The following is an 18,843-nucleotide window of genomic DNA, read 5'->3' as shown; positions in this document are numbered from 1 at the left end:
GCCCCCGGCCTACCGTGAGCGCCGCAGCCGAGCCGACCGAGCGTATGCAGATCGAATCCGTCCCCCCGCACCGCCACCTGCCGCCGCTCGTGAAGCTGGCGCTGGAACTCGGGCCGCTGGTGCTGTTCTTCCTCGGCAACGCCTATTCCGAGAAGTTCGGCGTCGCCCCGGACCAGAAGCTGTTCGTGGCCACCGGCGTGTTCATCGCGGCGACCGTGGTGGCGCTGGCGATCCACTACGTGATGGTGCGGCGCCTGCCGATCATGCCGCTCGTGTCCGGCGTGGTGGTGGTGGTGTTCGGCGGCCTCACCCTGGCGCTGCAGGACAAGACCTTCATCATGGTCAAGCCGACCATCGTGAACGCCCTGTTCGGCACCGTGCTGCTCGGCGGCCTGGTCTTCGGGCGCTCGCTGCTGTCGGTGGTGCTCGACTCGATGTTCAGCCTCACCGACGAGGGCTGGCGCAAGCTCACCTTCCGCTGGGGCGTGTTCTTCTTCGTGCTGGCCGCGCTCAACGAGCTGGTCTGGCGGACCCAGACGGAGGATTTCTGGGTCAACTTCAAGGTGTTCGGCATCATGCCGATCACCGTGCTGTTCGCCCTCGCGCAGACGCCGCTGCTGACCCGCTACGAGCGCAAGAAGCCGCAGCCGGAGGCGTGAAGCCCTACTGCGCCGCGGCCACCTTCCCGGCGGCGCGGATCCGCGCGAGCACGCTGGAGAAATTCTCCGGCGTGAGGATGCCGACCAGCTTGTCGCGGATCACGCCGTCCGGCCCGATGATGAAGGTCTCGGGCACGCCGTAGACGCCGAAATCGATCGCCGCGCGGCCGCCGGCATCGGCTCCCACGGCGCTGAACGGCACGCCGTGCCGGCTCAGGAAGCGCTGGCCGGCCTCGGGGTTCGGCTCCTTGTAGTCGATCCCCACGAGCCGGATGCCGGGCTCCTTCGCCAGACGCATCAGCATCGGGTGCTCCACCTGGCAGGGCGCGCACCACGAGGCGAAGACGTTGAGCACCGTGATCTGGCCCTTGAGGTCCGCGCTCGACAGACCGGGCACGGGCGCGCCGTCGGCGGTCAGCCCCGGCACGGCGGGCAGGTCGAAGCGCGGGACCGGCTTGCCGATCATCGCGGAAGGGAGCGCGGCCGGGTCGGCGCCGGAGCGCAGGCGCAGGAACAGCACGGCGGCGAGCGCCGCGAAGACGAGCGCCGGCAGGATCAGCAGCAGCGAGCGGCGGACCGGCGGAGTCCGGCCGGCAGCGTCGTCGAGGGGCGCGCTCATCGCCGGTCCTCGCCGAAGCCCTTGAGGGCGCGCCGCTGCGCCCGGCGGTCGCGCAGGGCGTTGCCCACGAGGGCGACCATCACCGCCGCCGTGAACGCGTAGGCGGCCAGGATGAAGCCGCCGTGAGACCCGAGATCCATCGCGGTCCTCCTAGACCGGCTGCCCGACCGGGATCGCGGCCGGTGTCGGGGTGAGGCGCGGCTGGGCGCGGTCGAGGCCCTCGGCCTCGCGGATCGTCAGCGTCCGCACCCGGCGGCGCATGATCTCGGTGCGCATCGCGTAGAGGTGCAGCGTCATCCCGCCGAGGGTCGCGGCGCCGATCATGACCAGCAGCGGGTGGAGCATCGAGGGGTCGATGGTCGAGCCGCCCATGCGCAGGATCGAGGCCGGCTGGTGGAGGGTCGACCACCAGTTCACCGAGAACTTGATGATCGGCAGGTTCACGGCGCCGACCAGCGTCAGGATCGCCACCGCGCGGGCGGCGCGGTTCGGATCCTCCAGGGTCCGCCACAGGGCGATGATGCCGCAGTAGATCAGCAGCAGGATCAGCATGGAGGTGAGGCGCGCGTCCCAGACCCAGTAGGTGCCCCACATGGGCTTGCCCCACAGCGACCCGGTCACCAGGCAGATCAGCGTGAAGGCGGCGCCGATCGGCGCGGCCGCCCGCTGGGCGACGTCGGCGAGCGGGTGGCGCCAGACCAGGGTGCCGATCGCCGACACGCTCATCGCGCCGTAGAAGAACACGCCGAGCCACGCCGCCGGCACGTGGATGTACATGATCCGCACGGTCTCGCCCTGCTGGTAGTCGGGCGGCACCACGAAGAAGGTCTGGTACAGGCCGACGGCCAGCGTGCCGAGCGACAGGGCCGTCAGCCACGGCACGAGCGCCCCCGACCACCGCATGAAGTGGCTGGGATTCGACAGGCGGGTCCAGAGGGAAGGCGTCATCGCGGCAGCTGTCTCGGACATCGTCAGGGCGGTCTAGCCCAGGGTGCGGTGCAGCAACAATGCGGGTCGGCGGCGCAGGCGGCGGGGGCGCCGGAACGGGATCGTGCGCCGGGCTGGAACCCGAGACGGCGTCGGATCCGACGCGCTGCTGTGGACTGCGCCGACAACCGGCCGTCTTCCTGAGACGTCCGCGACGCGCCTCCTCTCCCGTGCGGAAGGGGGGCCGCGCCGCGCCCGCACGCGTCCGACGATGACGCACCTCCGGAGCCGCAGGTTCTCACCCCTGAACCTTGCGCATCGCGGGCGGATTGCGCATATAGGTGTGAACAAAAAGAGAACGAAAGAGCGTCCCCGATAATAGCTGTGGACGACGCGACCTCATCCTCTCGGAACGAGCGCCCCATGCGAACCGCCGACAAGCAGATCGCCGACATCCTCGTCCGCTACGGCGAACCCTTCGGGGGCAATGTCTGGCGCGTCCAGGGGACCGCCGTCATCTACCACAAGACCCTGGAGCGCATCGCCGCCCAGGCCGGCATCGTGTTCGAGCCGCCGACCGTCATCCGGGCCGAGCGCGACGAGGCCGTGATCCTGGTGACCGGCCGCCTGCCCGGCGCGAAGCCCGGCACCGAGCGGGTCGAGTGGTCCATGGGCGAGGCGCTGGTCAACGTGAACTACCGCGTCTCGGGCAAGCAGGCGGCCTACGTCTACGCCATGGCCGAGAAGCGCGGGAAGGACCGCGTCATCCTCAAGCTCATCGAGCTGCACGGCCTCGTCTACTCGGAGGAAGAGGCCGACGAGTTCCGGGCCCACCAAGTCCCGGTCCGGGCCGTCGACGAGGATTTCGAGGAGGCGCCCGCCTTCGACGAGGTCACCGAGGCCGAGGGCGACCTCAAGCGCCGCATCGACGAGGCCGAGACCATCAACGCGGTCACCGACCTGATGCTGGACGGCGCCACCCAGGCCGTCCTGGCGACGATGCCGCCCGGCACCCGCGACGAGGTGCGCGACTACGCCAAGGCCCGCCTCGTAGCGCTCGGATGGCCGAAGCGCGCCGGACGCCGCAGCGCCGCCTGATCCCGCTCACCCCACCGAAGGAGACCGCCATGCATCGCGCGACGAGCCGCCGCACCATGAAGGCCCGCCGGGACTCCCACCGCGGCTGGAGCATCGAGACCCTGTCGTACAGCCCGACGCGGATCGTCCGCCTCGGCGCCGAGAAGGTCGCGATCCTGTTCCCCCCGGTCGAGCCCGGCGCGGCCTGGCAGCTCTACCCGCATCCCGACACCTTCCCGGGGCTCAACTTCGAGGGGCTGCCCGAGCCGCTGCGCCCCGAATTCCTCGCCTTCCCGGACCTTCCGGAGGTCGAGCGGTTCCTGGGGATCCGCGACGCCGCGCCCGCCGCCCTCGCGGCGTGACACGGGCTCTCAGGGCGCCGGCCACGGCGCGCCGCGATGGAGCGCTCCGGCCTCGTCGGTGAAGGCGCCGTCGGGGCCGTGCAGGATCAGGGGCGGCAGCAGGCTCGGCACCGCGCGGCTGCCGCGGGTCGCCGCGATCAGCACGCGGATCGCGGGCACGTCGCCGCGGGGATGGACCGGGCGGATCGTCAACCCACCGTAGCGGCCCTCTAGGGCGTCGAGGCAGGCCGGGAGGGCGTCCGCCCGGTGGATGAGGCCGAGCTGGCCGCCGGGCCGCAGGATCGCCGTGCAGGCGCGGATCCAGGCGTCGAGATCGCCGCCCGCGAAGGTGTGGGCGGCCGCGCGGCCCGGATGCGGCGAGGCGCGGTGGCCACCGGCGGCGAAGAATGGCGGGTTGGTCAGCACCACGTCGAAACTGTCCGGACGCAGACCGGCGGCGCGGCGTTCCGCCGCGGGGGCCAGCATGTCGGCGACCACGATCTGCGCTTCGATGCCGTTGAGGGCCGCGTTGGCGCGGGCCAGCCCGGCGAGCGTCGGGTCGCGCTCGATCAGGGTCGGTCGGAGGCCCGGCACCAGGGCCGCGCAGGCGAGGCCGACGGCGCCGGTCCCGGCGCCGACGTCGCAGAGCCGGTCCCCGGCCCGCGGCGTGAGCAGCCGCGCGAGCAGCACCGCGTCGGTCCCGGCGCGGTGTGCTCCCCGCGGCGGCTGGTGCAGGCGCAGGCGGCCGCCCAGGAAGCGATCGGCGCCGCCGTCGGCCTCGGCCGTCACGGCTGGCGCAACTCGTGGGCGATGCCGGCATCCGTCAGCAGGCGGCGGGCCTGCGCCTCGCGGTCGCGCGGGACGAGAAGGCGCTGGCCGAAGACGCCGATCGACCCCTCCATCAGGCTCATGTGGCTGTCGGCCACGAGGACCGGGATCTCGGCCGCCTCGAGGATCGAGCGGGCGAACCCGATCAGCACGACGTCGTTGGCCCGGATCAGCTCGATCATCGCGGCTGGGCTCCGGAACGGGCGGGGATCGGCGGTTTCGTCGCGCGAGATCCGCGCTGGCGACACCCCATATCCGGTCGGCGACGATGTTGCGGCGCCGCGGGGCGCGTGCGAAGGGATCGCCCGCCCCCTGCGGGGCGACCGGTCTGGAGGTCACGGATCTTGGGTATGGCCCTCTCCATCGAGAATCCGAAGCCCGAGGCGGAGGCGGGGCTCAACGACCTCGTCGCGCTGGTGGCCGACGGCATGGCGCGGGTCAACACCACGATCCTGTCGCGGACGGGATCGGACGTGGCGATGATCCCCGAGGTCGCCAACCACCTGATCGCCTCCGGCGGCAAGCGCCTGCGCCCGATCCTGACCCTGGCCTGCGCCCAGCTCTGCGGCTACGCGGGCGCCACCGACGGCGACGTGAAGCTCGCCGCCAGCGTCGAGTTCATGCACACGGCGACGCTCCTCCACGACGACGTGGTCGACGAGAGCGACATGCGCCGCGGCCGCGTCGCAGCCCGGATCAAGTGGGGCAACGAGGCCTCCGTGCTGGTCGGCGACTTCCTGCTCGGCCAGGCCTTCCGGATGATGGTGGAGGTCGGCTCGCTGCGGGCGCTCGACATTCTCTCGGCCGCCGCGACGGTGATCGCCGAGGGCGAGGTGATGCAGCTCACCAACGCCAAGAACCTGGAGACCGACGAGGCCGCCTACCTCGCGGTGATCCGCGGCAAGACCGCCGAGCTGTTCGCCGCCGCCTGCGAGGTCGGGCCGGTGCTCGCCGGCCGGCCGGAGGCCGAGCAGGCCGCCGCCCGATCCTACGGGATGAATCTCGGCGTCGCCTTCCAGTTGATCGACGACGTCCTCGATTACGGCGGCACCTCCGCGGAGCTCGGCAAGAACGTCGGCGACGATTTCCGCGAGGGCAAGATCACCCTGCCGATCGTGCTGGCCTATCGCCGGGCCAGCGAGGGCGAGCGCGGCTTCTGGCGTCGCACCCTCCAGCAGGGCGAGATCGGCGAGACCGACCTGGAGACCGCCCTCGACCTCCTGCAGCGCCACGGCGCCCTGGAGGAGACTGTGGCCCGCGCCCACCATTACGGAGCCGAGGCCAGGGCCGCCCTCGCCATCTTCCCGGACGGGCCCGTCAAGGCGGCGCTCCTCGGGGCCGTGGAGTTCTGCGTGGCGCGGGCGCGCTGAGGGCGAGCGCTCTCGGCTCCCGCGTCGACGGCCATCGACCTCCGCCGGCTTGACGGCTCGCGTCGGCCTCAGCGCGCCGCGGGCCCGAGGGCCTCGGCGAGGGCGGGGGCGAGGTCGCGCAGCTCCGCGAGATGCGCGTCCGTCAGGGTGCGCAGCAGCGCCTCGGCGCGCGGCGTCAGCGACAGCTCGCTCCGCCGCCTGTCCTCGACGGCGCGCGTCTTGGTCAGCAGGCCGGCCTCCACCATGCGGGACACCAGCTCGGCGGCGCTGTGGGGCGCGATCAGCAGCTGCTCGGCCAGCAGGCCGACCGTGGCCGGCGCGCGCCCGGCATGGCCCGCCAGCGTCAGCAGGGCCTGATGCTGCTGCGGCGGCAGCCCCGCCCGGGCCGCCGCGGCCTCGCTGAACGCCAGGAAGCGGCGGAGCCGGAAGCGGAAATCCGCCAGCGCCGCGTACTGCTCCCGCGACAGCGCCGCCGGTCCGGGGGCATCGGCCTCCATGATCGCCTCCGTGGTGAGTCTCTCGAGCCGTCGACGCCGCGTCGTATCGAGAGTCCCGCCCCGGCCGCAACGGCCGGGCCGTTGTCAAATATATCGGATTACGACATAAGTTGTCTCGAGGAAGGGAGACCTCGATGAGCGGCGGGACGCAGAGCGGGCACGGGGAGGAGAGGCCGCCGCGCCGGGCGCTGGGGGATTTCAGCGCGGACCGGCGGGTCCTGACGCTGGCCGGCCTGGCCATCGTCACCGGGACGGCCGCGAGCGGCACCGCCTGGGTCCTGCTCACGCTGATCGGCCTCGTGACCAATCTCGCGTGGTACGGCCGGCTCGACACCGCCTTGACCACCCTGGCCGACGCCGCGCCCGGGCCCAGGATGGTGGCGATCCCGGTGATCGGGGCGCTGATCGTCGGCGCCATGGCGCGCTACGGCTCGGAGAAGATCCGCGGCCACGGGATCCCGGAGGCGATGGAGGCGATCCTGATCGGCGGCAGCCGGATGTCGCCCAAGGTCGCCGTGCTCAAGCCGCTCTCCTCGGCGGTGGCGATCGGCACCGGCGGCCCGTTCGGGGCGGAGGGACCGATCATCGTGACGGGCGGCGCGGTCGGCTCGCTCTTCGCCCAGTTCTTCCATCTGAGCGCAGCCGAGCGGAAGACCCTGCTGGTGGCGGGCGCGGCGGCCGGCATGACCGCGATCTTCGGGACGCCCGTGGCGGCCGTGCTGCTCGCCGTGGAGGTCCTGCTATTCGAGTGGCGGCCGCGGAGCCTCGTTCCGGTGACCGTCGGGGCGGTCACGGCGGCCTGCTGGCGGCCGGCCCTGTTCGGCGCCGGCCCGCTCTTCCCCTTCGCCGACAACCCGGTGCTGCCCTGGTGGGGGCTGCCGGCCTGCGCGCTGCTCGGCGTCGCCTGCGGCCTGATCTCGGGCGCGTTGACCCGGGCGCTCTACGCGCTGGAGGACGGCTTCGGGCGGCTTCCCCTGCACTGGATGTGGTGGCCCGCCCTCGGCGCGATCGTGGTCGGGCTGGGCGGCCTCGTGGAGCCCCGGGCGCTCGGCGTCGGCTACGACGTCATCCACGACCTGCTCTCCGGCCACATGCCGGTGAGCGCCGTGGCGCTGATCCTGGTGGTGAAGGCGGTGATCTGGCTCGCCGCCCTGTCGTCTGGCACGTCCGGCGGCGTGCTCGCGCCGCTGCTGATCCTCGGCGGCGCCGTCGGCTGGCTGATCGGCCTCCTGCTGCCCGGCGCCCACGGCTTCTGGGCCCTCGTCGGCATGGCGGCGATGCTCGGCGGCACCCTGCCTGCGCCGTTGACCGGCGTCGTCTTCGCCGTCGAGGTGACCGGCGACGTCGCCGCCCTGGCGCCGCTGCTCGCGGCCACCATGGCGGCCTACGCAGTGACCGTGCTCCTCCTCAAGCGCTCGATCCTGACCGAGAAGATCGCCCGGCGCGGGCAGCACGTGACCCGGGAATACGGGATCGACCCCTACGACCTCGCCCGGGTCGAGGCGGTGATGACCCGCGCGGTCGAGACCCTGGACGAGGGCCTGCCCCTCGCCGAGGCCCTCGCGGCGATCGAGACCGGCGCCCACCACGCCTACCCGGTGATCGACGGCGCGGGCCGGCCCGTGGGCTTCGTCTCGCGCAGCGACGCCCTGCGCTGGACCCTGGAGGAGCGCGACGGCGAAGTCGCGGACGGCACCCTCGGCGAGCGCGTCTCGGACGCCGATCTCGCCGTCGTCCATCCGGGCGACGTGGTCTCGCACGCCCTCGACGTGATGCTCTCGGCCGGGCAGGGGCGCCTGCCGGTCACCGATCCGCGCACCGGCGGCCTCGTCGGGCTGCTGACGCGCAAGGACCTGCTCCAGGTGCGCGCCGCCGTGGTGCGGGCCGAAGCCGAGCGCCACGCGTACTACCGGAAGGGGCGGGGTGAGCGGCGCGCACGGATGGACGCATGACCCTGGGTCCGCACCTTCCCGGCCGGGCCGCCCGCCTCGATCGGCTCGCGCCGGGCAGCTGCTACCTGATCGCCGGCGCGGCCGGGCCGGACCTCGCCCTCGCGGTCCTGCGCGAGGGTCGTCGGGAGGCCCTGCTGCTGAACCGCCGTCACGCCGTCGACGGCCACCTGCCGGTCGTGTCCGAGATCACCCCGGAGGCCGACGTGCTGGCGCTGCGGGGCGCCGTCCTGGCGCCGAGCGGCGCCCTCGCCGACATCGCCTCCGGCCTCACCGCCACGCCGGCCGCGCTCCACCTGGGTGACGGCAGCGCGTATCTGCGCGGACGCGACCGGGACGGCCGGCTCGCGACCTTCGAGGTCGGGAGCGGTCGGGCCAGCGCGATCGATCCCGGCGACCTGCCGCGGGCGCGCCGCTGGCGCGTGATGGTGCCGGAGGCGGGCGGCGTCGTGGCGGTCTACGAGGCGGGGCCCGGCTGAGCGCCGCCCGCGGGCCGGCTCAGCGCAGGAAGGTCGACGCCACCCACCATCCCGGATGGGCGGCGCGCAGGGAAGCGGCGGCCCGGACGGCCGCGCGCCGGTCGGCGAACAGCGCGAACACGGTCGCGCCGGAGCCCGACATCCGGGCGAGGCGGCAGCCCTGGGCGCGGAGCGCAGCGAGCGCATCGCCGATCACCGGCGCCACGGTCAGGGCCGGGGCTTCCAGATCGTTGCGGGCCCCGGCCAGGGCCTGGAGCAGCGGGTCGGTGGCCGCGGCCCGCGGGATCGTCGGATGCGGCGCGCCCGCGAGATCCTGGCCGACGCTCAGGCCCAGCGCCTTGAAGACCGGGGCGGTGGGCACCGGAACGCCGGGATTGATCAGCACCGCCGGCAGCGGTTCGAGCCCGAGGGCCGGACCGATGGCCTCGCCCGCGCCGCGCATCATCCGGGCCCGCGGGTCGAGGCAGACCGGCACGTCGGCACCCGTCTCCCGCGCCACCGCGCCGACGGCCTCGTGGTCGAGGGGCAGCCCGTTGAGGCGCGCCAGCAGGCGCAGGGCCGCGGCGGCGTCCGAGGAGCCGCCGCCGATCCCCGCCGCGACCGGCAGGCGCTTCACCAAGTGGAAGGCACCCGCGCGCAGGCCCGGCACCCGGGCGGCGAGCCCCCGGGCGGCCCGCAGGACGAGGTTGTCGTCCGTCGGGCCGGCGGGGCCGGCGGTGGGGCCGCTGACCGTCAGGCCCAGCGGGGCGGCGGGATCCAGCGTCAGGCGGTCGGCGGTGCCCGCGAAGGCGACGAGGCTCTCGAGCACGTGGTAGCCGTCACCGACGCGGCGGCCGAGCACGTGGAGCGTCAGGTTGACCTTGGCGGGGGCGCGATCGGCGAGCAGGGTCACGGGGTCTCGGTCGGGTCGTGGCGATGTGTCCCGAGGCTCTACAGGCTCGCGGCCCGGAACAACAGCTCAGCTGCCGGCCGCGCCGAACACCCCGTGCGGCCGATAGGGCAGGGCGTCGCCCGGGCGGATGGCGGTCAGGTCCTCGGCGAGTTCCACCAGCCCGTCGCTGCCCGCGAGACTCGACAGGGCGCCGCCGGGCGCCGGCACGGCCTCGGGCAGGCCGTCCGGGCCGGCCCGCAGGCAGACGCGCAGGTACTCGCGCCGGCCGGGGCGCTTCGCGCGGGCGAAGCCGCTGCGGATCGCCAGTTCGGGCGCCGTGTCGCGCGCGCCGGAGAGATGGAGCACCAGGGGACGGAGCACCGCCAGGGCGGTCACGTAGGCGGCGGCCGGGTTGCCCGGCAGCCCGACGAAGGGCGTGCCGGTCACGGTTCCGAGCGCGACCGGCCGCCCGGGCTTGATCGCCAACCGCCAGAAGCTCAGCCCCCCCGAGGCCTCGACCGCCGCGCGGACATGGTCCTCCTCGCCGACCGAGACGCCGCCCGAGGTCAGGATCAGGTCGTGGGACGCCGCCGCCTCCGCCATGCGGGCCCGCAGAGGCCCAGGCTCGTCGCGCAGGATGCCGAGATCGACCGGGACGGCGCCGAGACGTCTCAGGAGCGCGGCGAGCATCGGCCGGTTGGCGTCGAAGATCCCGGCCGGCGACAGGGGCCGACCGGGCGGCGTCAGCTCGTCGCCGGTCGAGAACAGCGCGACCGTCAGGGGCGTCCGCAGGGGCAGCGCGGGCAGGCCGCAGGCGGCCGCGAGCGCGAGGTGCTGCGGCCCGAGGCGCGTCCCGGCGCGGAGCGCCGTGCTGCCGCGGGCCACGTCCTCGCCGGCCCGCCGCCGGTTGGCGCCCGGCGCCAACCCTTCGGGCAGGATGACGGTGCCGCCGTCGACCCGCACGTCCTCCTGCATGACGACGGTGTCGGTCCCGGCGGGCATCGGCGCCCCGGTGAAGATGCGCACGGCCGCGCCCGGACCGGGATCGGCCGCCGGGTGGCCCGCCGGAACGCGTCCGCCGACGGGCAAGCGCGTCGCGCCGCCGGCCGCGAGATCGGCGGCGCGCAGGGCGTAGCCGTCCACCGCGGCGTTGTCGAAGGGCGGCAGGTCGAGGGGCGCGATCACATCGTCCGCGAGGACCCGGCCGTCCGCTTCCGCGAGCGCGACCGTCTCGGTGCCGGACAGGACCGGGAGTCGCGCCCGGATCAGCGCCACCGCGTCGGCGACCCGCATCGGCGCGGGGGCGGCGTCGAAGCAGTCGGGGCTCAGGCGGCCCATGGCGCTGCCGGATCGGACTGGGGCGAGCGGGTCGGCACGGGCGGCCTCGCGGAGTGTGACGCGCCGACTTGCGGCATCGGCGCCGCGCGATCAAGCCCGGGCCGTAGTCCTGGCGGATCCGATCCTCTAGGCTCCCGGGCATCATGGCGTTCACCGAATCCGTCGCCGCGGCGCTGCCGTGCCAGCGCCACCTCTTCGAGATGCCCGCCGACGTCTGCTACCTCGACGCCGCCGCGTGGTCGCCGCTGCCGCGGGCCGTGCGCGCGGCGGGCGAGGCGGGGATCCTGGTGAAGAGCCGTCCCTGGGACCATCCGCGCACGGCGGTGCCGGCCTGGGCCGAGCGGGCGCGCGCTGCGGCCGCCCGGCTGATCGGAGCGGGCGCGGACGAGATCGCGATCGTCGGCGCGGTCAGCCATGCCATGGCGGTGGCCGCCCGCAACCTGAGCCTCGGGCCTGGTGGGCGCCTGCTCCGCGTGGCCGACGAGTTCCCGTCCCTGCGCTTCGCCTTCGACCGGCTGGCCGACCGGCAGGGTCTGGTGGTGGAGGAGGTCCCGCGCCCCTCGGACGGCGACTGGACCGCGGCGGTCGCGGCCGCGATCGCCCGTCCGGGTGCGCCGCCGCTCGCCCTCGCTACCCTGACCCCGCTGCACTGGACCGACGGCGGCCTGATCGACCTCGATCGGCTCGCCCCCATGGTCCACGCCGCCGGCGCGGCCCTGGTGATCGACGCCACGCAGGCCGCGGGCGCCGTGCCGGTCGACGTCGCCCGGTGGCGCCCGGATTTCCTGGCCTTCCCCACCTACAAATGGGCCCTCGGACCCTACGGTCTCGCCTTCCTGTACGCCGCGCCGCACCGGCAGGACGGTGCGGCCATCGAGGAGAATATCGGGAACCGGCCGCCGGCCGTCGGCGCGCGCCGCTACGACAGGGGCGAGCTCAACGATCCGGTCGCGCTGTTCATGGCGGTGACCGGGCTGGAGCAGATCGCCGCGTGGGGCGTGCCGGCGGTCGCCGCCCGGCTGCGGGGGCTGACGGACCGCTTGGCGGACGGGGCCGCCGACCTCGGCCTCACGCCGATGCCGCGGTCCCTGCGGGCGCCCCACGTCCTGGGTCTGCGGCCGCCCGCGGGCCTGCCGACGGGCCTGGTCGATCGCCTGCAGCGGGACCGGGTCTACGTGAGCGAGCGTTCCGGCGCCCTGCGCATCAGCCCGCACGTGTGGACGGACGGGGACGACCTCGCGCGCTGCCTTGCCGCACTGTCCGAGGCCGTCCGGGGGATCACCTGAGACCGTCCGGAAACGGACGCTCCGGCATGCGTGCCCGGCCGGAGGAACGAGGATGCTGCGTTGCCGGTCGGTTCCCGGCGCCGGTGAACAGGCACGGCAGCGCGCCGACACGGAGACCGTCCACCCCCACATGACCGACTCGATGCCGCGTTCCGGCGATCGGCTCTTGGGCGCCGGCCGCCTCCGTCTGCCCGGACCGATCCGCGCCATCTTATCGGGGCGGTTCGCCGTGATCCTGTCGGGCGAGCTGACCCAGAGCCTGTTCCACTTCCTCCTCAACATCCTGCTGGTGCGCGCGCTCGGCGCGCACGATTACGGCCTGTTCGCCATCGTTTTCGCGGTCGGGGCCGTCGGCATCACCTACATCCGGGCCCTGGTGGCGGTCCCGGCGACGATCCACGTCGCCCGGAGCCTGGGGCGGCCGGCGGCGCTCGGCTACGACGTGATGTTCGGCTCGGGCGCGGTGCTGGTCTCCGGCCTCATGGCGGCCGGCGTCGGCGTCGCCCTGATCCCGGTGATCGGCCTCGGCGCCCTCGCGGCCGGGGCCTTCGTGGGCCTCTACGCCTTCCGCAGCTACCTGCGGATCGTGCTCCTCGCCCGCGGCCGGCCCCGGATCGCCGGCCTGAGCGATCTCGTCTACGCGGTCTGCGGCGGTCTCCTCGTCGCGCGCTGGCTGACCGGCGAGGGCACGGCCCTTCTCGACCGGGCCTTCGCGGCGATCGCGCTCGCCCACGCGGTCGCGATCGCCGTGGCCTACGCGGCGCTGCGCGAGCGGATCCGCTTCGCGCTGCACGCGCGGGCGCGCGCCCGCTACCGGGCGATCTGGCGGACCCTGGCGTGGTCGCTCGCCGGCGTCACCAGCCTGACGGTCCAGGGACAGGGCCTGACCCTGCTGCTGGCGCTCCTGGCCGGACCCGCCGCCTACGCGCCGATCGCCGCCACGATCGTGCTCTACGCGCCGCTGCGCATCCCGGCGAGCGCGCTGCTCAACATGATCCTGCCGGAGATCAGCCGGCTGCTCGCGGCCGGGCAGGTGGACGCCGCCCGCCGGCTCGTCGTCCGCAACGGGATCCTCCTCGGCGGCGGCTGCCTCGCCTACGGGGCGGTGATGGCGGCCGTCTTGCCGCTGGTCGAGGACATCCTGTTCAAGGGTCGGTTCGCCGCGCAGCCGATGGGCTTAATCGGACTCGGCGTCTGGGCGGTGGTGACCGTGTCGCTGCTCTACGCGATCCCGCGCGCCTATCTCGAGGCCTCGGCGGCGTTCCGGACCATCACGGCGGGGGCGGTGGCGAGCGCCGCCCTCGGGATGGCCGTGATGGTGCCGGCGCTGCTGCTGCTGCCGCCCGCCACCGCGCTCCTGGGCCTGCTGGCCTCCGAGATCGCGACGCTGGTCTGGTCGGTCTCGGCGTTCCGGACCCTGGCACGGCCCCTCGGCGCCCGGTGACCGGAGCGCCCGACTCTCAGCGCAGGGCGAGCAGGGCCGGCGCGAGCTTCCGCAGCGCGGGCGTCCTGCTGTAGACCCAGAGCGGGTCGTGCTGGACCACGTCGGTGCACAGGCCGCGCTTGAACTCGAAGACGGGCCGGTTCGCCGCCGGATCGATGCCGCCGAAATCGAAGACCCGGCAGCCCTCTTGCTTCGCCCGCTCCACGAAGCGCCAGACAGCGAGGGTCGCGGCACCCGTCGCCCGGGCCCGCTCGTTCGAGGCCGTGTAGAAATCCGTGCAGCGGCTGTCCGACAGGTGCGCGATCCGGACGAGGACGCGCTGGCCGTTCTCGCGGACGTCGAGGAACAGCAGGTGATCGTCCTCGGCCGCGATGTCGCGGTAGGCCTGCGGCTGCAGCGTCGTGGCGAAGCCCTTGCGCTCGCGCAGGGCCGCGAACATCGCGGTGAAATCATCGAAGGCCTCGAGGCGCTCGGCCCTGTCCTCGAGGAAATGCGTCGTCACCTCGGCGTTGCGCTCGGCCTTCCGCAGGGCCTTGCGCCAGCGCGGCTCCATGCCGGCCTGGATGGCGTCGAGGTCCTGGGTCAGGTCGAGCTCGAGGGTGTGGTCGGGCGCGCCGATCACCGGTGCGAAGCCGTGCATCAGCAGCGCCAGCGTCGCGTCGCGGCTCTCGAACTGCTCGTAGTCGACGGCGAGGAGGTCGAGCCGGCCGAGCGCGAGGTGGTCGATGAACGCGCCGAACACCGCCTCCGCGCGATGCGCGCCCGCGGCGGTCAGCAGCGGGCCGCCCTGGACGTGGATGAACCGCGCCGGCCCTCTGCGGCGCGTCTGCCACTGGACGAAGGCGAGGTCCGCGCCGTCGCCGGACACGACCGCGCGCCGCACCTCCAGGCCGCGCCGCGCCTTGTAGGTGCCCCAGGGCGTGGCGCAGTAGATGTTGGCGCCCGGGCAGGCCCAGACCCGCCGGTCCCAGTCCAGGGCATCCGCAGTCTCCTGAACTGCGAGCTTGGCCGCCATGTCGCTCCCCGTCCTCGCTCCTCGCCCGGCCCGGGCAGGGTGTCGCGGGCCGCACGCCTCATCGGTCAGGCGCGCCCGCTTTGCATCCTCGCGGAGCCGATCGTCCACAGGGTGACGGAGGCCGAGCGGGTCTGTGCCCGCTGCGTCGATGAGGGGACGCGCCCGGGCCGGTCGCCGCGCGGTGCCTGCGGCACGCTCGGCCGCGGCGCTTGGCCACGGACCGCGGGCACTCGGAAGGTCACACCGGTCTCGCCCCGGGCAACCGCGTCCACGGCCGGCGCCCGGTCCGGACCGACGCCGGTCCGGCTGTCACCGACGGGATTCCTAGGCGGCCGGTCGCGCCGGCGCCTCCGCGGCGCGCGACGGGTCCGTCGCCGGCGGACGGCGCAGCGTGGTCCGGACCATGGCCTCGATGCCCTCCGCGGCCGAGGCCTCCGAGAACAGGCTCAGGTAGCGCGCCCGGGCCGCCCGGCCGAACTCGCGCCAGCGCGCCGGGTCCGCGACCAGATCCGCCAGCACGGCGGCGATCGGCTCCGGGCCGCCCGGCGGGACGATCCAGCCGGTCTTCCCGTCCTCGACCACCTCGGGCAGGCCGCCGATCGCCGTGACGAGCGGCGGCACGCCGTAGGACATCGCCTCGATCGCCACGCGGCCGAGGGATTCGGGCCGCTGCGACGGCATCGTGACCACGTCGGCCCAGCGGTAGAGGGAGGCGGGATCGGCGACGAACGGCTCGAGCGTGACCTGCGCGGCGAGCCCCGCCTCGGCGATCCGCCTGACCAGGGCCTGCTCGCGGGCCTCGTCCTCGAAGGCGCTCCCCACGATGCGCAGCGCGATCCGCCGACGGACGGGCTCCGGCAGGGAGGCCAGGGCCTCCACGAGGACGTCCTGCCCCTTGATCCGGCTGATCCGGCCGAGCATCAGCACCCGGAGCGGGCGGCCGCCGTCGTAGGCGCTCCGATTGGGCTCGTCGGGACCCGCGATCCCATTGTAGACGACCCGGGCTGTCGAGCCGGGGGGCAGGGCGTAGGCCCGCTCGGTGGCGCGCGAGTTGAACACCACGTTGGCGCCGCTCCAGCGGATCAGCCCGCGCAGGACCCTCAGCACAGCGCCTTCGGGGATCTCGTGGACGTGGACGATGCTCCGACCCGGCGCCAGGCGGGCGGCCAGCAGGTAGTCGGCCACCACGGTGGTGTTGATGTAGACGAGGTCGCTCGCGCGGATGCGGCGCCATGCACGGAACATCGCGATGGGCAGGGCCATCAGGCCGAGGGTTGCGAGGCACGCCAGGTTCTTGCGCCGCAGGATCCAGAGGGGCGCGATCACGATGTCGCTGGCGAACGGCGCGAGAGCGGCCACGATCGGCCCGTGCCGCGGCAGCACGACGTCGATCCGCGCGCCCGGATGGGCGGCCCGGATCGTGCGGACGGTCTCGATGAAGCAGCGATCCGAGCCGTACAGCTCGAATCCCTGGTGGACGCACGTGATCCGAAGCCCCGCCGCGGCGTTGCCGATGGCCCGCGGCGCGGGGGCCGCAGCACGATCGCTGTCGCGCGCCGCCGCAAGTCTCGAACTATCTACCATAAGATGATTTCTGTATCGAATAAACAACTAGCAGTTGTAGTCTGTGGGCGCTGCGATTGTATCCTTCGGGTTTACAATAGGGCCGAAGGATTGGGAAGGAAGGTTCATGCCTGACCGCGCACCGAAACTACTTATTCTCGGCACGCGCGGGATCCCGGCCGCCCACGGTGGTTTCGAGACTTTCGCGGAACGTCTCGCACTCTACTTGGCCGGGCGCGGCTGGCAGGTCGGCGTGTACTGCCAGCGGGATGTCGAGACGGTGCGGGAGCGCATCGCCTGCAGCACCTGGAACGGCGTCGAACGGATCACCGTGGAGATCGGCCTGCGCGGCCCCGCGGCGACACTCGCCTTCGACGCGATCTGCGCCCACGATGCCGGGACTCGCGGGGGCGTCTGCCTCGTGCTCGGCTACAACGGCGCCGTGTTCCTGCCCTACCTGCGGGCGCGGGGCCGGCGCATCCTGACCAACATGGACGGGATCGAGTGGCGCCGGCCGAAATGGTCGCTGCCCGTGCGCGCCTTCTTCTACGTCAGCGAGTGGATCGCCGCGTGGTCCTCGCAGCGCCTGGTGGCCGACCACCCGGTCATCGCCGATCACCTCGCGCGTCGCAGGCCGCGCGGCGCCATCGCCACCATCCCGTACGGCGGCGATCCCCCGGCCGCGGATGTCGGGCCGCCGCCCCTCGGCCTCGCGCCGGACCGCTACCTCATCTCGATCGCCCGCATCGAGCCGGACAACAACATCCTGACGCTCGTCGAGGCCTTCTCGCGCCGTGCCCGCGGCGTGCGGCTGGTGGTGCTCGGCACGCTGCGGGTCGGCAACCCGTACCATCGCGCCGTGGAGGCGGCCGCCTCGCCGGAGGTGCTGTTCCCCGGCGCCATCTACGAGCCCGAGCAGGTCCAGGCCCTGCGGGTCCACGCGCGGGCCTATCTCCACGGCCACACGGTAGGCGGCACCAACCCGTCGCTGGTCGAGGCGCTCTGGGCGGGCAACGCCGTAGTCGCCCACGACAATCCGTTCAACCGGGGCACGGCCGGGGACGCGCAGTTCTATTTCTCGGATCCGGACAGCTGCGCGGCGGCGATCGAGCGCGTGCTCTCCGACGCGGCCGCGGTCGCGGCGGCCCGCGCGGCGGCGCGGGCGCGCGCCGAGCAGTTCCACTGGGACGCCGTGCTGGCCGCCTACGAGGACGCGCTGCGCCGTGTCGGCGGCTACCCGCCGGCCGCGGACGGCGCGGGGCGTGACACCGCGGGCGCGCCGGTCAGCACCACGGCCGATCCCCGATGGTAGGCCCCAGCCGGCGGTCGGTGCTCGCCGGCGCGTTCGCGGCAGGTGCGGGCGTCCGACCCGTCCAGGGCAGTCCCGCGCCGATCGCCCTGCGTCGGGGTATCGCCCTCTGGCCCTGGTTCTCGCTGACCACCGAGTACCCGCCCCCGCGGACCGACTACGCGTGGCCGCCCTTCCAGGCCGACCGGCCGGTGCCGACCCGCGACGACCTCACCCGGATCGCCGGGTTCGGCTTCGACTTCGTGCGGCTGCCCCTCGATCCCGGGCCGTTCGTGGCCTTCACGGGGTCGCGGCGCGCCGAACTCCTCGGTACGCTGTCGGCGGCCGTCGACGCGGCGCTGGCCGCCGGTCTGCGCGTCCTGGTCAATGTCCAGGCGAACGCCGCGACCCACCATTACACGCCGGACGCGTTCTACGGCTCGGACCGGGCGCCGCTCCTCGCCGCCTCTCGCGATCTCGTCGGTGACCTCGCGCGCCTGTGCGCGCGGAAGGGCACGGACCGCGTGGCCCTGGAGCCGGTCAACGAGCCGCCGCAGGCCTGCGGTGCGGGCGCCTGGAACCGGGTGCAGGACGGGCTCCTGGCGGCGGCCCGAGCGGCCGCGCCGGCGCTCACCCTCGTGGCGACCGGTTCCTGCGGCAGCCTCGTCGCCGGCCTGACGGCTCTGGATCCGGCCGCGCTCGCGCGGTTCGCGCCGCTTCTCTACACGTTCCACTTCTACGAGCCGTACCTGTTCTCCCACCAGGGGGCGACCTGGCTCACCGAGGAGCCGTTCTACCGCTGGCTCACCGCCGTGCCCTGGCCCGGGAGCCGCGGCACGCTGCGCGAGACCCTGGCGGCGGTGCGGGCGCGCATGGAGGCCGATCGCACGGTGCCGCAAGCCGAGAAGGCGCGCGACCGCGCGGTGATCGAGGCGAAGCTGCACGAATATTTCGAGGCCGCGCCCGGTCCGGCCTACGTCGCCGACGCGATGGCGCCGGTGGCGACCTGGGCGGACCTCTGCGGGATCCCGCGGGGGCAGGTGCTCATGGGCGAGTTCGGGGCCCTGCGCACCGATGCCCGGTTCACGGCGTCCCGGGCGCCGGACCGGGCCGCCTACATCCGGGACGTGCGGCTCGCGGCCGAGGCGAACGGGTTCGCGTGGTCGTTCTGGAACCTGTTCGACGGCCTCGGCCTCATGGACGACGCGCACGTCGCCGATCCTGCCCTGATCGCGGCGCTCGGGCTGCGGACTCGGCCGTGAGAGCGCCGACGATCGGGCCCTCGCCCGCCC

General features: G+C 74.0%; 20 protein-coding genes. 10 read left to right on the top strand and 10 right to left on the bottom strand.

The annotated features are described in order from the left end of the window. Window positions 1-44 precede the first annotated feature (44 nt). Complete coding sequence (locus ACLBXO_RS13515) at window positions 45-659, top strand: septation protein A (protein WP_331312930.1); 615 nt, start codon at window positions 45-47, stop codon at window positions 657-659. Window positions 660-663: 4 nt separating this feature from the next. Here the strand turns inward: ACLBXO_RS13515 and ACLBXO_RS13510 are convergent, their stop codons facing one another. From ACLBXO_RS13510 to ACLBXO_RS13500, 3 genes are read right to left on the bottom strand one after another with little or no spacing between them, the layout of a single operon-like run. Continuing rightward, window positions 664-1,278, bottom strand: a complete 615-nt coding sequence (locus ACLBXO_RS13510; RefSeq protein WP_331312929.1) for a DsbE family thiol:disulfide interchange protein — start codon at window positions 1,276-1,278, stop codon at window positions 664-666. After that, entirely contained in the window at window positions 1,275-1,418 is a 144-nt protein-coding gene (gene ccmD / locus ACLBXO_RS13505) for a heme exporter protein CcmD (RefSeq protein ID WP_331312928.1), read from the bottom strand. Before ccmD ends, ACLBXO_RS13510 begins: the two co-directional genes overlap by 4 nt. Before the next feature lie 10 nt (window positions 1,419-1,428). Next, a complete protein-coding gene (locus ACLBXO_RS13500) occupies window positions 1,429-2,226 on the bottom strand; it encodes a heme ABC transporter permease (protein ID WP_447685669.1) in 798 nt (265 codons plus the stop codon). Between the two features lie 402 nt (window positions 2,227-2,628). On the opposite strand from ACLBXO_RS13500, the gene ACLBXO_RS13495 reads away from it, so the two are divergent. Both ACLBXO_RS13495 and ACLBXO_RS13490 read left to right on the top strand, forming a co-directional pair. Further along, window positions 2,629-3,303 (top strand): hypothetical protein, encoded by a 675-nt coding sequence (locus ACLBXO_RS13495; RefSeq protein ID WP_056531636.1) that lies wholly within the window; start codon window positions 2,629-2,631, stop codon window positions 3,301-3,303. A gap of 29 nt (window positions 3,304-3,332) precedes the next feature. Next, on the top strand, window positions 3,333-3,644 hold the full coding sequence (locus ACLBXO_RS13490) for a hypothetical protein (protein ID WP_331312926.1): 312 nt from the start codon (window positions 3,333-3,335) through the stop codon (window positions 3,642-3,644). 9 nt (window positions 3,645-3,653) lie between these two features. Here ACLBXO_RS13490 and ACLBXO_RS13485 read toward each other — a convergent pair whose 3' ends face one another. Together ACLBXO_RS13485 and ACLBXO_RS13480 are read right to left on the bottom strand one after the other, a co-directional pair. Next, window positions 3,654-4,412: a tRNA1(Val) (adenine(37)-N6)-methyltransferase gene (locus ACLBXO_RS13485; protein ID WP_447685668.1), complete on the bottom strand. Its 759-nt coding sequence runs from the start codon at window positions 4,410-4,412 to the stop codon at window positions 3,654-3,656. After that, entirely contained in the window at window positions 4,409-4,633 is a 225-nt protein-coding gene (locus ACLBXO_RS13480; RefSeq protein WP_331312925.1) for a putative signal transducing protein, read from the bottom strand. The genes ACLBXO_RS13485 and ACLBXO_RS13480 overlap by 4 nt, the downstream gene beginning before the upstream one ends. 168 nt (window positions 4,634-4,801) lie before the next feature. On the opposite strand from ACLBXO_RS13480, the gene ACLBXO_RS13475 reads away from it, so the two are divergent. Beyond that, window positions 4,802-5,821 carry a polyprenyl synthetase family protein gene (locus tag ACLBXO_RS13475; RefSeq protein WP_331312924.1) on the top strand — a complete coding sequence of 340 codons (1,020 nt, stop codon included), beginning with the start codon at window positions 4,802-4,804 and terminating at the stop codon, window positions 5,819-5,821. 68 nt (window positions 5,822-5,889) lie between these two features. On the opposite strand, the gene ACLBXO_RS13470 is transcribed toward ACLBXO_RS13475, so the two are convergent. Beyond that, window positions 5,890-6,318 (bottom strand): MarR family winged helix-turn-helix transcriptional regulator, encoded by a 429-nt coding sequence (locus tag ACLBXO_RS13470; RefSeq protein ID WP_331312923.1) that lies wholly within the window; start codon window positions 6,316-6,318, stop codon window positions 5,890-5,892. Between the two features lie 134 nt (window positions 6,319-6,452). Here ACLBXO_RS13470 and ACLBXO_RS13465 point away from each other — a divergent pair, with 134 nt between their 5' ends. Then, window positions 6,453-8,270, top strand: a complete 1,818-nt coding sequence (locus ACLBXO_RS13465; protein WP_447685667.1) for a chloride channel protein — start codon at window positions 6,453-6,455, stop codon at window positions 8,268-8,270. After that, window positions 8,267-8,746: a hypothetical protein gene (locus ACLBXO_RS13460; RefSeq protein ID WP_447685666.1), complete on the top strand. Its 480-nt coding sequence runs from the start codon at window positions 8,267-8,269 to the stop codon at window positions 8,744-8,746. The genes ACLBXO_RS13465 and ACLBXO_RS13460 overlap by 4 nt, the downstream gene beginning before the upstream one ends. A 19-nt stretch (window positions 8,747-8,765) precedes the next feature. On the opposite strand, the gene ACLBXO_RS13455 is transcribed toward ACLBXO_RS13460, so the two are convergent. Both ACLBXO_RS13455 and ACLBXO_RS13450 read right to left on the bottom strand, forming a co-directional pair. After that, complete coding sequence (locus ACLBXO_RS13455; protein WP_447685665.1) at window positions 8,766-9,638, bottom strand: 4-(cytidine 5'-diphospho)-2-C-methyl-D-erythritol kinase; 873 nt, start codon at window positions 9,636-9,638, stop codon at window positions 8,766-8,768. A gap of 66 nt (window positions 9,639-9,704) precedes the next feature. Continuing rightward, window positions 9,705-10,955 (bottom strand): molybdopterin molybdotransferase MoeA, encoded by a 1,251-nt coding sequence (locus ACLBXO_RS13450; RefSeq protein ID WP_447685664.1) that lies wholly within the window; start codon window positions 10,953-10,955, stop codon window positions 9,705-9,707. 143 nt (window positions 10,956-11,098) lie between these two features. On the opposite strand from ACLBXO_RS13450, the gene ACLBXO_RS13445 reads away from it, so the two are divergent. Further along, window positions 11,099-12,241 (top strand): aminotransferase class V-fold PLP-dependent enzyme, encoded by a 1,143-nt coding sequence (locus tag ACLBXO_RS13445; protein ID WP_447685663.1) that lies wholly within the window; start codon window positions 11,099-11,101, stop codon window positions 12,239-12,241. A gap of 229 nt (window positions 12,242-12,470) precedes the next feature. After that, on the top strand, window positions 12,471-13,685 hold the full coding sequence (locus ACLBXO_RS13440) for a hypothetical protein (RefSeq protein ID WP_447685662.1): 1,215 nt from the start codon (window positions 12,471-12,473) through the stop codon (window positions 13,683-13,685). A gap of 16 nt (window positions 13,686-13,701) precedes the next feature. Here ACLBXO_RS13440 and ACLBXO_RS13435 read toward each other — a convergent pair whose 3' ends face one another. Next, entirely contained in the window at window positions 13,702-14,700 is a 999-nt protein-coding gene (locus ACLBXO_RS13435) for a lipid II:glycine glycyltransferase FemX (RefSeq protein ID WP_447685661.1), read from the bottom strand. A gap of 324 nt (window positions 14,701-15,024) precedes the next feature. Continuing rightward, entirely contained in the window at window positions 15,025-16,284 is a 1,260-nt protein-coding gene (locus tag ACLBXO_RS13430; RefSeq protein WP_331312917.1) for a glycosyltransferase family 4 protein, read from the bottom strand. A 106-nt stretch (window positions 16,285-16,390) separates the two neighbouring features. Here ACLBXO_RS13430 and ACLBXO_RS13425 point away from each other — a divergent pair, with 106 nt between their 5' ends. Beyond that, window positions 16,391-17,575 (top strand): DUF1972 domain-containing protein, encoded by a 1,185-nt coding sequence (locus tag ACLBXO_RS13425; RefSeq protein ID WP_447685660.1) that lies wholly within the window; start codon window positions 16,391-16,393, stop codon window positions 17,573-17,575. Continuing rightward, window positions 17,569-18,813, top strand: coding sequence for a glycoside hydrolase family 5 protein (locus ACLBXO_RS13420; protein ID WP_447685659.1), 1,245 nt, complete (start codon window positions 17,569-17,571; stop codon window positions 18,811-18,813). The genes ACLBXO_RS13425 and ACLBXO_RS13420 overlap by 7 nt, the downstream gene beginning before the upstream one ends. The last annotated feature ends 30 nt before the right edge of the window (window positions 18,814-18,843 follow it).

The organism is Methylobacterium sp. C33D, from assembly GCF_053345825.1.
This window is presented reverse-complemented; position numbering and strand designations above follow the sequence as displayed.

Bases quoted from the DNA above. Each gene is read 5' to 3' on its own strand.
- ACLBXO_RS13510 (WP_331312929.1), bottom strand. From the start codon at position 1,278: ATGAGCGCGCCCCTCGACGACGCTGCCGGCCGGACTCCGCCGGTCCGC.
- ACLBXO_RS13420 (WP_447685659.1), top strand. From the start codon at position 17,569: ATGGTAGGCCCCAGCCGGCGGTCGGTGCTCGCCGGCGCGTTCGCGGCA.
- ACLBXO_RS13480 (WP_331312925.1), bottom strand. From the start codon at position 4,633: ATGATCGAGCTGATCCGGGCCAACGACGTCGTGCTGATCGGGTTCGCC.
- ACLBXO_RS13500 (WP_447685669.1), bottom strand. From the start codon at position 2,226: ATGACGCCTTCCCTCTGGACCCGCCTGTCGAATCCCAGCCACTTCATG.
- ACLBXO_RS13430 (WP_331312917.1), bottom strand. From the start codon at position 16,284: ATGGTAGATAGTTCGAGACTTGCGGCGGCGCGCGACAGCGATCGTGCT.
- ACLBXO_RS13425 (WP_447685660.1), top strand. From the start codon at position 16,391: ATGCCTGACCGCGCACCGAAACTACTTATTCTCGGCACGCGCGGGATC.
- ACLBXO_RS13515 (WP_331312930.1), top strand. From the start codon at position 45: ATGCAGATCGAATCCGTCCCCCCGCACCGCCACCTGCCGCCGCTCGTG.
- ACLBXO_RS13445 (WP_447685663.1), top strand. From the start codon at position 11,099: ATGGCGTTCACCGAATCCGTCGCCGCGGCGCTGCCGTGCCAGCGCCAC.
- ACLBXO_RS13450 (WP_447685664.1), bottom strand. From the start codon at position 10,955: ATGGGCCGCCTGAGCCCCGACTGCTTCGACGCCGCCCCCGCGCCGATG.
- ACLBXO_RS13465 (WP_447685667.1), top strand. From the start codon at position 6,453: ATGAGCGGCGGGACGCAGAGCGGGCACGGGGAGGAGAGGCCGCCGCGC.
- ACLBXO_RS13475 (WP_331312924.1), top strand. From the start codon at position 4,802: ATGGCCCTCTCCATCGAGAATCCGAAGCCCGAGGCGGAGGCGGGGCTC.
- ACLBXO_RS13490 (WP_331312926.1), top strand. From the start codon at position 3,333: ATGCATCGCGCGACGAGCCGCCGCACCATGAAGGCCCGCCGGGACTCC.
- ACLBXO_RS13470 (WP_331312923.1), bottom strand. From the start codon at position 6,318: ATGGAGGCCGATGCCCCCGGACCGGCGGCGCTGTCGCGGGAGCAGTAC.
- ccmD (WP_331312928.1), bottom strand. From the start codon at position 1,418: ATGGATCTCGGGTCTCACGGCGGCTTCATCCTGGCCGCCTACGCGTTC.
- ACLBXO_RS13435 (WP_447685661.1), bottom strand. From the start codon at position 14,700: ATGGCGGCCAAGCTCGCAGTTCAGGAGACTGCGGATGCCCTGGACTGG.
- ACLBXO_RS13495 (WP_056531636.1), top strand. From the start codon at position 2,629: ATGCGAACCGCCGACAAGCAGATCGCCGACATCCTCGTCCGCTACGGC.
- ACLBXO_RS13460 (WP_447685666.1), top strand. From the start codon at position 8,267: ATGACCCTGGGTCCGCACCTTCCCGGCCGGGCCGCCCGCCTCGATCGG.